Genomic DNA, 13,132 nt, shown 5'->3' with positions numbered 1-13,132 from the left:
GGGCGTCAGGTGACGCCGACGCCGATCGCCACCCCGATCGCGTAGGTGACCCCGGCCGCGACCGCGCCGAACAGCAGCTGGCGCCCTGCCGCGTACCACCAGGGCCGCGGCGTGAAGCGCGAGGACAGGGCGCCCGCCGCAGCCAGGCCGAGTCCGCCGCACAGCAGCGCCGCCCACAGCAGCGAGAAGCCCAGCAGGTAGGGCAGCAGCGGGATCACCGCGCCGGTGGCGAAGGTGAGGAACGAGGAGACCGCCGCCGTCCGCGGCGAGGGCTTGTCGGCCGGGTTGAGCCCCAGCTCGGCGACCACGTGCAGCCGCAGGGCGGTGTCGGGGTCGCGGTGCAGCTGGACGGCGACCTGTTCGGCGAGGTCGGCGTCCACGCCGCGGACCCGCAGCATCTGCACCAGCTCGGCGAGCTCACCGCCCGGGTTGCGCTCGAGCTCCCGGCGCTCCTTCTCCACCTCGAGGTCGAGCTGCTCGTTCTGCGTCCGCACCGAGGTGTACTCCCCCAGCGCCATCGAGATGGCACCGGCGACCAGGCTGGCCACGCCGGAGAGCACGATCGCGCGGGCCGAGGCCCCACCGCCGCCGACGCCGGCGACGAGCGCGGTGTTGGTGACCAGCCCGTCCATGGCGCCGAAGACCGCGGCCCGCAGCCAGCCGCCGGAGACGTCGGCGTGGGTGTGCTCGTGCGCCTCGGCGGCCGGGGCCCCCGAGCTCACTGGTCCGCCTCGGCGCCCATCTCCACCGGCGGCTCGAGGGACGGCTGCGGCAGCGCCACAGCCGGGACGCCCTCCACCCGGTCGGCCGCGGCCAGCTGCCCGCAGGCGCCGTCGATGTCCTGCCCGCGGGTGTCGCGGACCGTGGTCGGTACGCCGTGCGCGCGCAGCCGGGCGACGAACTCACGCTGGGCGGGCAGCGGGCTGGCGTCCCACTTGCTGCCCGGCGTGGGGTTGAGCGGGATGAGGTTCACGTGTGCGCGCCGGTCGGCGAGCAGCCGGCCGAGCAGGTCGGCGCGCTCGGGCTGGTCGTTCACGTCGCGGATCAGCGCGTACTCCACCGAGTACCGGCGGCCGGTGCGCTCGGCGTAGGCATCCGCGGCGGCCACCACCTCGCCGACCTTCCAGCGGGTGTTGATCGGCACCAGGGTGTCGCGCAGCTCGTCGTCGGGCGCGTGCAGGCTGACCGCGAGCGTGACGTGCAGCCCCTCCTCGGTGAGCCGCCGGATCGCCGGGACGACGCCGACCGTGGAGACGGTCACCGAGCGCTGCGACAGGCCCAGCCCGTGCGGCGCCGGCGTCACCAGCCCGTCGAGGGTCTTGCGGACCCGCGCGTAGTTGGCCAGCGGCTCGCCCATGCCCATGAAGACGACGTTGGACAACCGGCCCGGCCCGCCGGGGACCTCGCCGTTCGCCATCGCCGCGGCGGCCGCGACCGCCTGGCCGATGATCTCCGCGGCGGAGAGGTTGCGGGTCAGCCCGTTCTGGCCGGTCGCGCAGAAGGGGCAGGCCATGCCGCAGCCGGCCTGGCTGGAGATGCAGACGGTGGCGCGGTCCGGGTAGCGCATCAGGACGCTCTCGACCAGCGCGCCGTCGTGCAGCCGCCACAACGTCTTGCGGGTGCGGCCGCCGTCGGCGCTCAGCGTCCGCACCGGCGTCAGCAGCCCGGGCAGCAGCGCGCCGATGAGCTCCTCGCGCACCGCGGCCGGCAGGTCGGTCATCTGCGCCGGGTCGGTGACGCCCCGGTAGAAGTGCCGGGCGAGCTGGTCGGCCCGGAAGGCGGGCTGACCCAGCTCGCTGACCGCGACGCGGGCCTCCTCACGGGTGAGGTCGGCCAGGTGGCGCGGCGGCTTGCCCCGGCGGGGGGCGTCGAAGACCAGGGGGAGGGCAGTCATGGCGCCCTCCATGGTCCCACCCCGCACCGGTGCGTGTGCCGCTGCGCGGGTGAGGTCGCTCGCTCAGGCAACTGGCGCCTCGGAGCCCGGAGCGGGCGCCTCCGGCGTGCCGGGGGTCGGCACGTCCGGTCCGGGGCCGCCCGGTGCGTCGCCGTCCGGGTCCGGCGTGGGGACGTCGGGCGTCGGGCCGTCGGGCGTGCCGACAACGGGCGAGCCGACATCGGGCGGGGAGGACGGCTCCTCCGGGCCGGGCGTCTCCTCGGGGCCGGGGGCGTCCGTCAGGGGAGGCGCCGGGTCCTCGACCGGGACCTCGGGCTCGGCGGGAGGTGCCGGCCCCTCGACCGGGACCGCGTCGGCACCGGGCCCGCCGGTCCGGTCCTCGGCGGCTTCGACCGGCGCCGCGGGGGGCGCCGGCGGAACGACCACGGACGGCGGCACCCGCGGGGCCGGAACGGGCACGGGGGAGGGAGCCGCGGGCCTGGCGGCGCGGACCGGTACCGCAGCCGGGTCCGTGCGGGGGTCCTGCACCGGAGCAGTCGGCACCGCGGCGCTGGTCGTCGGGGCGGCCGAGACGGCGTCCGCGACACCGGGGGGTCGAGTCGCGGGCGCGGCCGCGGTGGGCGCGGCGACCGCACCCGGCGAGGACTGCACGTCCGCGGTCGGGACCGGGCCGGAGGTGGACCGGGCCAGCAGGGCGGCGCCCGCGATGCCGGCGGCCGTGAGCAGGGCGACCACCACGGCGGTCGCCGCCCGGTGCCGGGGCCGCACGCGCGCGGCGACGACGACCCGCGGGCGCACGGTCTCGACCGCGACAGGGTGCGGCTCCTCGACGGGCTGCGGCTCCTCGACCAGGTACGCCTCCTCGACGGGGTACGGCTCCTCAGCCGGGTACGGCTCCTCAGCAGTGAGCAGGTCCTCGGCGGGGAGCGGCTCCTGGACGGGGAGCGGCTGCTCGACGCGGTCCGGATCCTCGGCGGGGAGCGGGTCCTCAGCGGGGAGCGGCTCTGCGACGGCCTGCCCGGGCGCGTCGCCCTCCCGACCGCCGTCTCCCCGGTCCGCGCCCTGCGGGACGTCCGCGGGCGCCTCCTCGGGTTCGGTCAACCACCCGGGCAACCAGGCCTGCTCCCAGTCGTCGGCCGGTGGCACGGGACCCTCCTCCGCCGGCGCCCGGTCGACCGGGGAGCCGTCGGCAGCCGGCGGGGTGCCGGCCGGCCCGGGGTCGAGCTGTTCCTCGTCGTCCTGCCGTGCCGCCATCGCACCTCCAGTCACTCATCGCCATCGCCATCTCACGCAACGGAGTGAAGTCATGGTGCCGGACGGGTCCGGCCGGTTCCCGCAGGCGCGACCGGCGACGGCCCGAGGCTTCCCACACGGCCGGCACGCGGTCCTGCTGGCGTCGCGGTCCGGGGACGGGGCGGACGCGCGGCCAGCTAACGTCGGCCGGGTGACCCGGGCGGAGACGGACCCCATCCCGCCGGACCCCGTCCCGCCGGACGCCGTCGGGGTCGGCCCGTGGGACGGCCCGTGGCCCGAGGACCCCCGCTACGACCCCGAGCTGCTGGCCACCGGCGACCGGCGCAACGTCGTCGACCGCTACCGCTACTGGACCGTCGAGGCGATCGTCGCCGACCTCGACACCCGCCGGCACCCCTTCCACGTCGCCATCGAGAACTGGCGGCACGACCTCAACATCGGCACCGTCGTGCGCACCGCCAACGCGTTCCTGGCCGCCGAGGTGCACATCGTCGGCCGGCGACGCTGGAACCGCCGGGGTGCGATGGTCACCGACCGCTACCAGCACGTGCGCCACCACCCCGACGTCGCGGCGCTGCTGGCGTGGGCGCGGTCCGACGGGCTGCCGCTGCTCGCCGTCGACAACCTGCCCGGCGCCCGCCCGCTGGAGACCGAGCCGCTCCCCCGCGCCTGCGTGCTGCTGTTCGGCCAGGAGGGCACCGGTCTGTCGGCTGAGGCGCACGACGCCGCCGACGGCGTCCTGTCGATCGCCCAGTTCGGCTCGACCCGGTCCGTCAACGCCGGGGTCGCGGCGGGCATCGCGATGCACGCCTGGGTCCGGCAGCACGCGGACCTGGACTGACCGTGGACGCCGGCGACGACCTGACCGCCGCCCGGTCCGGGGACGAGGAGGCCTTCGGCCGCCTGGTCACCCGGCACCGTCGTGAGCTGGTCGCGCACTGTTACCGCATGCTCGGCTCCCCGCACGATGCCGAGGACGCCCTCCAGGAGACGCTGCTCGCCCGTTGTGGGCCTGCACGACGGGCGGGTGGACTGGATCGCGGGGTTCGTCGACCCCGTGCTGCACCGGCTCTTCGGAACGGGATCCGCGGGCGACCGATGAGTTCGGCGGCCGGGGTGTCTCTGTACGGACGACCGGAACCCCGACCCGAGGAGATCCCGTGCGCCCTGTCGTCGTCAGCACCATCGTGTCCCTGGACGGGTACGTCGCCGGCCCCGGCGGCGACATCTCGCGCCTGCCCATGGACGGCTCGTTCGACGCCCTCAACCTCGAGCGGCTGCGCGCCGCCGGCACCCTGCTGCTGGGCGCCACCACCTACCGCGGGATGGTGGCGTACTGGCCGGCCGTCGCCGCGGACCCCACGGTGTCCCCGGCGGTGCAGCTCGACCCGTCGGTCGCCGAGCTGCACCGCGAGACGGCGCGGCGCAACGCCGAGCTGCCCAAGGTGGTCGTCTCCGACTCCCTGACCCGGGCCGACACCGGCCCCTGGGCGGACACCACCACGATCGTCCGGCGGGCCGACGCCCACGCGGCCGTGGCCGCGCTGCGGGAGGAGCCCGGCGGGGACGTCCTGGTGTTCGGCAGCCGGACGCTGTGGGGCGGCCTGCTCCCCGCCGGCCTGGTCGACGAGCTGTTCCTCCTGGTGGGCCCCGCGCTGCTGGGCGCGGGGCTGCGCGCCTTCCCCGACGGCGTCCCGGCGCACCTGCGGCTGCGCGACACCTCCCGGCGCCCCGGCTCGGACAGCGTGCGGCTGCACTACACCGTCGACCGTGCCCGGCCGAGCTGACAGCCGGTGCCACGTGGGCCAGGCTCCGGGCATGAGCCGTCTCGCCGAGGTCGACCTGTCCGTCCGGCTGTCGAAGAAGGAGGCCAAGGAGCAGCTGGCCCAGGCCCAGGAGCGGCTGGTGCACCTGCGCCTGCTGCTCGGCGGGCAGATCGGCTCCGGTGAGCTGGGCCCGCCGCTGTGCGTGCTCTTCGAGGGCTGGGACGCCTCGGGCAAGGGCGGGGCGATCAAGCGGCTGGTCGATGAGCTCGACCCCCGGCACGTGCGGGTCGCCCAGTTCGCCGCCCCCACCTTCGACGAGAAGCGGCACCACTTCCTGTGGCGGTTCTGGCCGGTGCTGCCCGGCTGGGGCGGCATGGCCGTGCTCGACCGCACCTGGTACGGCCGGGTGCTGGTCGAGCGGGTGGAGGGCTTCGCCACCGAGGACCAGTGGCAGCGGGCCTACGGCGAGATCGTGGACCTGGAGACGACGCTGGCGGCCGAGGGCACGGTGCTGGTGAAGTTCTGGATGCACGTCTCCCCCGAGGAGCAGCTGCGCCGCTTCGAGTCCCGCCGCGACGACCCCTACCGCGCGTGGAAGCTCACCGACGAGGACTGGCGCAACCGCGGGCAGCGAGCGGCCTACGAGGACGCCGTCGAGGAGATGCTCGAGCGCACCGACACCCCCGCCGGCCGGTGGCACGTCGTGGCCGGCGACGACAAGCGGTGGGCGCGGGTGGCCGTGGTGCGCACCGTGTGCGAGGCGGTCGAGTCGGCGCTCCGGGCCCGCGGCGTCGACCCCGACGCGCCCCTGCCGGGGACCGCCGGGTGACGGTGCTGGTCCACCTGGTCGAGCCGGCGGCCTGGCGCGCGGCGCTCGGCACCGGGGCACTGCGCCCGCCGTCCCTGGCCGAGCAGGGGTTCGTGCACCTGTCCGCCCCCGAGCAGGTCGACCTCCCGGCCGAGCGGCTGTTCCCCGGGCGGCGGGACCTGGTGCTGCTCGTCGTCGACCCCGCCCGACTCCCCGATCCGGTGCGCTGGGTACCCGGTGTGCCCGGCGACCCACCCGGCGTGCGCTTCCCGCACGTGCACGGCCCGCTGCCGACGAGCGCCGTCGTCGCCGTGGTCCCCCACCGGCCGCCCGCCGAGCCGGTGCTCCCCCGGCCGGACGACCCGCTGGGTCGGGCCCTGGCGCTGCACCGGTCGCTGCGGGTGCGGCGCGCCGCCGAGGTGCGCGACGTCCCCCGCGGGGTGGCCGTGCTGGACCCCGGCTTCCGGTACTCGCGCGACGACAACCGGCTGGTGCTCCACGAACCGGTGGACGCCGGCACCGTCGCGGCGACCGCGGCCGCGGTCGCCGCCGACGCCGGCTGGCCGCACGTCGCCGCGTCGCTGACCTGGGCCGGTGCCGACGACGTCGCCGCCGAGCTGGCCGGCCGGGGGTGGCAGGCCGAGGAGCTGCTGGTGATGGGCCGCCCGGCCGCGCCTCCGGTCCCCGGGCGCCGCGCCGAGGCGGTCGACCAGCGGGAGGTGCACGACCTGTGGGAGCGCTCCTGGCGGCGCGACCTGCCGCCGTCCGGAGCCGACCTGGACGAGGTGGTGGCGCAGCTGGTCGGCCGCGAGCACCGCAACGACCGGGTGGTCGCGGTCACCGACCTCGCCGTCCGGGAGGGCGGCCGGGTGGTGTCGGCGGGTCAGCTGCGCGTCGACGGCGCCACCGCCGCGTTCGAGTCGATGACCACCGACCCGGCGGCGCGGGGCCGCGGCCACGGGGACGCCGTCCTGGCCGCCGCGCTGGACCGCGCCGCGGACGCCGGTTGCGACCTCGTGGTGCTGGAGGCCGACGCCGCCGACTGGCCGCGGCACTGGTACGCCCGGCGCGGCTTCGTGCCGGTGGGCTCCACCTGGGAGGTCTCGGCTCAGGCGGGTGCCACGACCGAGAGCAGCAGGTAGGCCACCGCGGCCGAGGGCAGCAGCGAGTCCAGCCGGTCCATGATCCCGCCGTGGCCGGGCAGCAGGTTGCCCATGTCCTTGATGCCGAGGTCGCGCTTGATCAGCGACTCGCCGAGGTCGCCGGCGGTCGCGCTGACGGCGAGGGCGACGCCGAAGAGCACCCCGCCCCACCACGGCCCGCCGAGTGCCAGGGTCACGATCGGGGTCGCGACCAGCACGCAGGCGAGGACGGAGCCGGCCATCCCCTCCCACGACTTCTTGGGGCTCACCGAGGGCGCCATGGGGTGCCTGCCGAAGAGCACCCCGGCGGCGAAACCGCCGACGTCGTTGCCGACGACGGTCGCGATGAAGGCGAGCACCCGGGCCGCGCCGTCGTCGGGCACCAGCAGCAGCACGCAGAAGCCCGCCAGCAACGGCACGTACAGCGCCACCAGGAGGCCGGCCGAGGCGTCCCGCAGGTAGCCGTCGGGGCCGTCACCCAGCCGCCACAGCAGGACGGCGAGGACGGTGAGCAGGAACCCCACCACCAGCCCGGAGGCACCGCGGGTCCAGGCCAGGGCCAGCATCGCGACGGTGCCGGCGAGGACGGGCACCAGCGGGGCGCGGACTCCCCCGGCCTGCAGCGCCCGGGTGAGCTCGACGACGCCGACGAGGATGGCGACGAGCAGGACCAGCAGGAACGCCGGCCGGTAGACCAGCAGCGAGAGCAGGATGACCGCGCCGAGCCCGGCACCGACCCCGATCGCCGCCACCATGTCCCGTCCGGCCCGCCCGGACTTCTTCGTCGGCGCGTGCACCAGGTCCGGGCCGACGGACTCGGTCGTCGACGTGGGGACCTCGAGCTGCCTCGTCCCCGGCTCGAGCGGGGACGGTTCGGCGGCAGCCGGCTCCTGCACGGGCAGCGGCGCGGTCCGCATCTCGGTCCGCGTCCGCGGCCTGGCCTGCGGAGGCGGTGTCGGGCGCCGGCCGACCAGCGGGATCGGCCCGGTGTCGGGGTCGGGGGTCATGTCGGGAGGGTCCGGCCGGATCAGACCTCGAGCAGCTCGCTCTCCTTGTTCTTGACCGCCTCGTCGATGCCATGCGTGTGCTTGGCGGTGAGGTCGTCGAGTTCCTTCTCCGCGCGGCGCACATCGTCCTCGCCGGCCTCGCCGTCCTTGGCGATGCGGTCGAGCTCCTCCTTGGCCCGGCGGCGCACGTTGCGGATGGCGACCTTGGCGTCCTCGCCCTTGGCGCGGGCCTGCTTGACCAGGTCGCGGCGGCGCTCCTCGGTCAGCTGGGGGAAGACCACGCGGATGATCTGGCCGTCGTTGGTGGGGTTGACGCCGAGGTCGCTGTCGCGGATGGCCTTCTCGATGGCCGACAGCTGGCCGGTGTCGTAGGGCTTGATGACCGCCATGCGGGCCTCGGGCACGGTGATCGAGGACATCTGCGGCACCGGCGTCGGCGCCCCGTAGTAGTCGACCAGGACCTTGTTGAACATCGAGGGCGCGGCGCGCCCGGTGCGCACCGAGCCGAGGTCCTCGCGCGCGACCGACAGGGCCTTGTCCATCCGCTCCTCGGCGTCGAGCAGGGTGTCGTCGATCACGGGTCTCTCCTCCTGGTGCGGCGGAGCGCTCCGCCGCGGGTGCGGGTCTTCGGGCCGGGCGACGGCGGCGCTCAGGCCGGGTCGCTGATCAGCGTCCCGATCCTCTCACCTGCCACGGCGCGGGCGATGTTCCCGGGCTCCAGCAGGTTGAACACGACGATCGGCATGCTGTTGTCCATGCACAGGCTGATGGCCGTCGCGTCGGCGACCTTCAGCTGCTTGGCCAGCACGGTGGCGTAGTCAAGGTCCTCGTACATCACGGCGTCGGAGTTCGTGCGGGGGTCGTCGTCGTAGACGCCGTCCACCCCGTTCTTGGCCATCAGCAGCACCTGGCAGCCGATCTCCAGCGCGCGCTGGGCGGCCACCGTGTCGGTGGAGAAGTACGGCATGCCGGCGCCGGCGCCGAAGATGACCAGCCGGCCCTTCTGCAGGTGCCGCACGGCCTTGCGCGGGATGTAGGGCTCGGCGACCTGACCCATCTCGATCGCCGTCTGCACGCGCGTCTCCAGGCCCACCTGCTCGCAGAAGGCCTGCAGCGCCAGGCAGTTCATGACCGTGCCCAGCATGCCCATGTAGTCGGCGTGCCGGCGGTCCATCCCGGCCTGGGACAGCTCGGCGCCGCGGAAGAAGTTGCCGCCACCGACCACCACGGCGACCTGGGTGCCGCCGTGCACGACCTCGGCCAGCTGGGTGGCGATGTCCTGCACGATCCCCGAGTCCACGCCGACCTTGCCGCCGCCGAAGGCCTCACCGGAGAGCTTGAGCAGGACCCGCTTGTAGCCCGCACCGTCGGCGGGCTGGAACGCGGTGGGTGCGGACAGGGGCGCGGTGTGGTGCGGCGCGGCGGTGTCGGTCAACGGTTCTTCCCTCGCTCGGCGTCGTTCCCCTGATCCTGCCGCACGAGGTGTGCGGCAGCTCGTGCGGCAGGGGCCCCGCACCGGTGCCCGGACACGGGAGGACCCCGCTGCCCCCCACGCCTCGCAAGCTCGGCGCGGGCCCCTGCAACGGGGCCGATCGGGGGTCGCGGGGTCCTCGTCCGCTGGTGTTACGCCTGGCCGACCTCGAAGCGGGCGAACCGCTCCACGGTCAGGCCGGCCTCGTCGACGATCTGCTTGACTGTGCGCTTGGGCTCGGTGATCGACGGCTGCTCGAGGAGGACGAAGTCCTTGTAGTAGGCGTTGACCCGACCCTCGACGATCTTGGTGATCGCCTGCTCGGGCTTGCCCTCCTCCTTGGCGGTCTGCTCGGCCACGCGACGCTCGGTCTCGACCGCCTCGGCCGGGACCTCGTCGCGGGACAGGTAGCGCGGACGGGCCGCGGCGATGTGCATCGCCAGGCCGCGCGCGGCCTCCTCGCTGCCGCCGCTGTACTGCACCGCGACACCGATCGCCGGAGGCAGGTCGGTGGCCCGCTTGTGCAGGTACGTGGCGGTCTGGCCGTCGAAGACCGCGAACCGGCTCAGCACCAGCTTCTCGCCGATGCGGGCCGACTCGCCCTCGACCAGCGCGGCGACGGTCTGGCCGTCAACCTCGGTGGCGAGCAGCGCGTCGACGTCGGCCGGCTTCTGCGCGAGGACGACGTCCAGCAGGCGCTCGGCCAGCTTGACGAAGTCCGCGTTCTTGGCGACGAAGTCGGTCTCGCAGTCCAGCTCGAGCAGCGCGCCGTCCCTGCTGACGACGACGCCGTTGGTCGTCGAGCGCTCCAGGCGCTTGCCGACGTCCTTGGCGCCCTTGACGCGCAGGAACTCGACGGCCTTGTCGTAGTCGCCGTCGGCCTCGGTGAGCGCCTTCTTGCAGTCCATCATGCCGGCGCCGGTGGCGTCGCGGAGACGCTTGACGTCGGCAGCGGTGAAGTCAGCCATGCCTCGATCCTTCTGTGTCAGTGCCTGAGCGGGACGGCGGCCCCGTCCCGAGCTCACCCCGGGCTCGCGACGGGGTGAGCGGGACGGGGTCCTCTTTCAGCCGTTCTGGGCGCCCTGGGTGCCGGTGTCCGTGCTGCCGGTGGCGGGGACGCCCTCGACCGGGGCGATCTCGCCCGCGGTCACGGCCGGGGGCTCGGCCGGGGTCTCCGGCAGCGGGGTGGCCACGGCGTCGGCAGCGGCGTCGGCAGCGGCGTCGCCCTGCTGCCCGGTGAGCAGCTCCCGCTCCCAGTCGGCCAGCGGCTCGTCGCCGCCGATGGCCTGCTGGCCGCCGTCCTCACGGCCGGCGTTGGCCTGCGAGGCCGACCGGGCCATGAGGCCCTCGGCCACGGCGTCGGCGATGACGCGGGTCAGCAGCGCGGCGCTGCGGATGGCGTCGTCGTTGCCCGGGATCTTGTAGTCGACCTCGTCGGGGTCGCAGTTGGTGTCGAGGATCGCGACGACCGGGATGTTCAGCTTGCGCGCCTCGCCGACGGCGATGTGCTCCTTCTTGGTGTCCACGATCCAGACGGCGCTGGGCACCTTCTGCATGTCGCGGATACCGCCGAGGCTGCGCTCGAGCTTGGCCTTCTCGCGGGTGAGGCCCAGCTGCTCCTTCTTGGACAGGCTGACCAGCACGCCGGTCTGCTCCATGTCCTCGAGCTCCTTGAGCCGCTGCAGCCGCTTGTGCACCGTGGAGAAGTTGGTGAGCATGCCGCCCAGCCAGCGCTGGTTGACGTAGGGCATGCCGACCCGCTGCGCCTGCTCGGCGATGACCTCCTGCGCCTGACGCTTGGTGCCGACGAACAGGATCGAGCCGCCGTGCGCGACCGTCTGCTTGACGAACTCGTAGGCGTTGTCGATGTACCCGAGCGTCTGCTGCAGGTCGATGATGTAGATGCCGTTGCGCTCGGTGAAGATGAAGCGCTTCATCTTCGGGTTCCAGCGACGGGTCTGGTGCCCGAAGTGGACGCCGCTGTCGAGCAGCTGCTTCATGCTGACGACTGCCATGGCCGCAGCCTCTCTCGTCTCTGCGCGCGGCCACGCGGGGCCGCGCTCTCGGTTGTCGCGGGCACCGGGTGGCGCTCCGCCCTGGCGTCCGGGCCGCCACGACCCCGCGGAGGACCGCGGGGACCGGGGTGGCGACCGTCCCGCTGCTGCCAGCGGGCGAGAGGACGCGCGAAGTCGACCCGTCGGGGACGGATCGCGTCGTCGAGCATACGCCCCGGCCGGAGCGGCCCTCTCCAGCGGCCGGTACCGTCCACAGACCGCCGCCCGGTGCCCCCACCCGCGCCGTGCGGCGGCACGCTCCCCCGGTGCGCCGACGGGTCCTCGCTCCCCTGCTGCTCCTGGTGGCTCTGCTGCTCCCCGCGGGTGCGCCGGCTCTCGCCGCGCCCGCCCCGCCGCCCGACGTCCCGGCCGGCCCGTGGGCGCGACCCGTGGACGGCGCGGTGACCCGCCCCTTCGACCCGCCGCCGGACAGGTACGGGCCCGGGCACCGCGGAGCCGACCTCGCCGGGGCACCGGGGACCCCGGTGCTGGCCGCCGGGGACGGCGTCGTCGTCTTCGCCGGGATGGTGGCCGGGCGGCCGGTGGTCAGCGTCGACCACGCCGGTGGCCTGCGGACGACGTACGAGCCGGTCGAGGCGGTGGTGGGCGCGGGCCGGCCGGTCTCCCGCGGCACGGCGCTGGGGACCCTCGCCGGCGGCCACGCCGGCTGCCCGGTCGCGGCCTGTCTGCACTGGGGTCTGCGCCGCGGCGAGGTCTACCTCGACCCGCTGTCGCTGCTGGAGCCGCCCGAGGTCCGGCTGCTGCCGATGGGCTGACGCCCCAGGGCGCGGGAGCGCCGTCGGCCGGGACGGCGGTCGGCGGTCGGGCCTCGGCGGGGCCGCCGCGGAGCCGGCCTCCCGTCCGGGGACGGCCGGCGGCGGCGCGTGCTCGAGGACCGCCGCTCAGGCGATGTCGGCGAGCTTCGCGCGCAGGTGCAGCACCGCCTTGGTGTGCAGCTGGCAGATCCGGCTCTCGGTGACGCCGAGGACGCGGCCGATGTCGGCCAGGGTCAGCCCCTCGAAGTAGTAGAGGCTGACGACGACCTTCTCCCGTTCGGGCAGCTGCTCCACCGCGCGTGCCAGCAGCTGCCGGGCCTCGCTGTGCTCGGCCATGGCCTGCGGGTCCAGCGCGCTGGTGTCCTGCAGCGTGTCGACCAGGCGGGGGGCGCCGCCCTCGTCGTCGGAGAGCAGCTCGTCGAGGGCGACGACGTTGACCAGGGAGAGCTGGCCGAGGAACTTGCGGACGTCCTCGACGTCCATGTCCATCTCGGCGGCCACCTCCTCCTCCGAGGGGCTGCGCTGCAGCCGGCTCTCGAGGACGGCCACGGTGCGCTCGAACTGCCGGGCCTTCATCCGCACCGACCGCGGGATCCAGTCGGTGCTGCGGAGCTCGTCGATGATCGCGCCGCGGATGCGGGCCATCGCGTAGCTCTCGAACTTGACCTCGCGGGAGGGCTGGTAGCGGGTGATCGCGTCGATCAGGCCGAAGGTGCCGTAGGAGACCAGGTCGGCCTGCTCGACGTGCGCGGGCAGACCGCTGCCGACGCGGCCGGCGACGTACTTCACCAGCGGCGCGTAGTGCAGGATCAGCCGGTCGCGCAGCTCCGGCGCCCGGTCGGAGACGTAGCCGGCCCACAGCTCGGCCAGCGCGGCGTCGGCGTCGTCCGGGGTCTCGTCGAGCCGGTCGATGGCGGCCTTGGTCACGGTCTGCGCTCCGACTGTCGGAGGCCTCTGGCG

Annotated in this window: 14 protein-coding genes and 1 pseudogene; 6 read left to right on the top strand and 9 right to left on the bottom strand. The window is 75.0% G+C overall.

All coding sequences use genetic code 11. The features are described 5' to 3' along the window. Positions 1-5 precede the first annotated feature (5 nt). From BMW27_RS15775 to BMW27_RS15765, 3 genes are all read right to left on the bottom strand, one after another. Positions 6-722: a VIT1/CCC1 transporter family protein gene (locus BMW27_RS15775; protein ID WP_091445678.1), complete on the bottom strand. Its 717-nt coding sequence runs from the start codon at positions 720-722 to the stop codon at positions 6-8. Continuing rightward, positions 719-1,894, bottom strand: coding sequence for a dual-specificity RNA methyltransferase RlmN (rlmN, locus tag BMW27_RS15770; RefSeq protein ID WP_091445811.1), 1,176 nt, complete (start codon positions 1,892-1,894; stop codon positions 719-721). Before rlmN ends, BMW27_RS15775 begins: the two co-directional genes overlap by 4 nt. 63 nt (positions 1,895-1,957) lie before the next feature. Next, positions 1,958-3,148, bottom strand: a complete 1,191-nt coding sequence (locus tag BMW27_RS15765; RefSeq protein ID WP_091445676.1) for a hypothetical protein — start codon at positions 3,146-3,148, stop codon at positions 1,958-1,960. A gap of 190 nt (positions 3,149-3,338) precedes the next feature. Between BMW27_RS15765 and BMW27_RS15760 the strand changes: the two genes are divergently transcribed. The 5 genes and pseudogenes from BMW27_RS15760 to BMW27_RS15740 all read left to right on the top strand — a co-directional run bounded on the left by BMW27_RS15760 (position 3,339) and on the right by BMW27_RS15740 (position 6,864). Further along, a complete protein-coding gene (locus BMW27_RS15760; protein WP_091445809.1) occupies positions 3,339-3,989 on the top strand; it encodes a TrmH family RNA methyltransferase in 651 nt (216 codons plus the stop codon). A gap of 2 nt (positions 3,990-3,991) precedes the next feature. Next, positions 3,992-4,135 (top strand): annotated as a pseudogene (locus BMW27_RS15755) (sigma factor); the annotation flags it as partial. 173 nt (positions 4,136-4,308) lie between these two features. Next, positions 4,309-4,935, top strand: a complete 627-nt coding sequence (locus BMW27_RS15750) for a dihydrofolate reductase family protein (RefSeq protein ID WP_091445674.1) — start codon at positions 4,309-4,311, stop codon at positions 4,933-4,935. Between the two features lie 31 nt (positions 4,936-4,966). Further along, a complete protein-coding gene (locus tag BMW27_RS15745) occupies positions 4,967-5,743 on the top strand; it encodes a polyphosphate kinase 2 family protein (RefSeq protein ID WP_091445672.1) in 777 nt (258 codons plus the stop codon). Next, the gene (locus tag BMW27_RS15740) at positions 5,740-6,864 is read left to right on the top strand and encodes a DUF952 domain-containing protein (RefSeq protein ID WP_091445670.1); all 1,125 of its coding nucleotides are present in this window, start codon (positions 5,740-5,742) and stop codon (positions 6,862-6,864) included. The genes BMW27_RS15745 and BMW27_RS15740 overlap by 4 nt, the downstream gene beginning before the upstream one ends. Here the strand turns inward: BMW27_RS15740 and BMW27_RS15735 are convergent. The 5 genes from BMW27_RS15735 to rpsB all read right to left on the bottom strand — a co-directional run bounded on the left by BMW27_RS15735 (position 6,831) and on the right by rpsB (position 11,357). Continuing rightward, positions 6,831-7,871, bottom strand: a complete 1,041-nt coding sequence (locus tag BMW27_RS15735) for a phosphatidate cytidylyltransferase (protein ID WP_091445668.1) — start codon at positions 7,869-7,871, stop codon at positions 6,831-6,833. The two genes, BMW27_RS15740 and BMW27_RS15735, sit on opposite strands and share 34 nt — an antisense overlap. A gap of 20 nt (positions 7,872-7,891) precedes the next feature. Further along, positions 7,892-8,449 carry a ribosome recycling factor gene (gene frr / locus BMW27_RS15730; RefSeq protein ID WP_072920334.1) on the bottom strand — a complete coding sequence of 186 codons (558 nt, stop codon included), beginning with the start codon at positions 8,447-8,449 and terminating at the stop codon, positions 7,892-7,894. A 71-nt stretch (positions 8,450-8,520) separates the two neighbouring features. Further along, positions 8,521-9,306 carry a UMP kinase gene (pyrH, locus tag BMW27_RS15725; RefSeq protein ID WP_425431686.1) on the bottom strand — a complete coding sequence of 262 codons (786 nt, stop codon included), beginning with the start codon at positions 9,304-9,306 and terminating at the stop codon, positions 8,521-8,523. A 188-nt stretch (positions 9,307-9,494) separates the two neighbouring features. Then, positions 9,495-10,310 carry a translation elongation factor Ts gene (tsf, locus tag BMW27_RS15720; RefSeq protein ID WP_091445666.1) on the bottom strand — a complete coding sequence of 272 codons (816 nt, stop codon included), beginning with the start codon at positions 10,308-10,310 and terminating at the stop codon, positions 9,495-9,497. Positions 10,311-10,406: 96 nt separating this feature from the next. After that, positions 10,407-11,357 carry a 30S ribosomal protein S2 gene (rpsB, locus tag BMW27_RS15715; protein ID WP_091445663.1) on the bottom strand — a complete coding sequence of 317 codons (951 nt, stop codon included), beginning with the start codon at positions 11,355-11,357 and terminating at the stop codon, positions 10,407-10,409. 305 nt (positions 11,358-11,662) lie between these two features. Here rpsB and BMW27_RS15710 point away from each other — a divergent pair, with 305 nt between their 5' ends. Further along, positions 11,663-12,172: a M23 family metallopeptidase gene (locus tag BMW27_RS15710; RefSeq protein WP_091445662.1), complete on the top strand. Its 510-nt coding sequence runs from the start codon at positions 11,663-11,665 to the stop codon at positions 12,170-12,172. Positions 12,173-12,298: 126 nt separating this feature from the next. On the opposite strand, the gene whiG is transcribed toward BMW27_RS15710, so the two are convergent. Next, positions 12,299-13,099, bottom strand: coding sequence for an RNA polymerase sigma factor WhiG (gene whiG, locus BMW27_RS15705; protein WP_091445660.1), 801 nt, complete (start codon positions 13,097-13,099; stop codon positions 12,299-12,301). Positions 13,100-13,132 lie beyond the last annotated feature (33 nt).

The sequence above is a fragment of the Geodermatophilus poikilotrophus genome (assembly GCF_900111455.1).
GTDB classification, from domain to species: domain Bacteria; phylum Actinomycetota; class Actinomycetes; order Mycobacteriales; family Geodermatophilaceae; genus Geodermatophilus; species Geodermatophilus poikilotrophus.
Note: the sequence above shows the minus strand (reverse complement) of the source record. Positions and strands in the feature narration are given on the sequence as shown.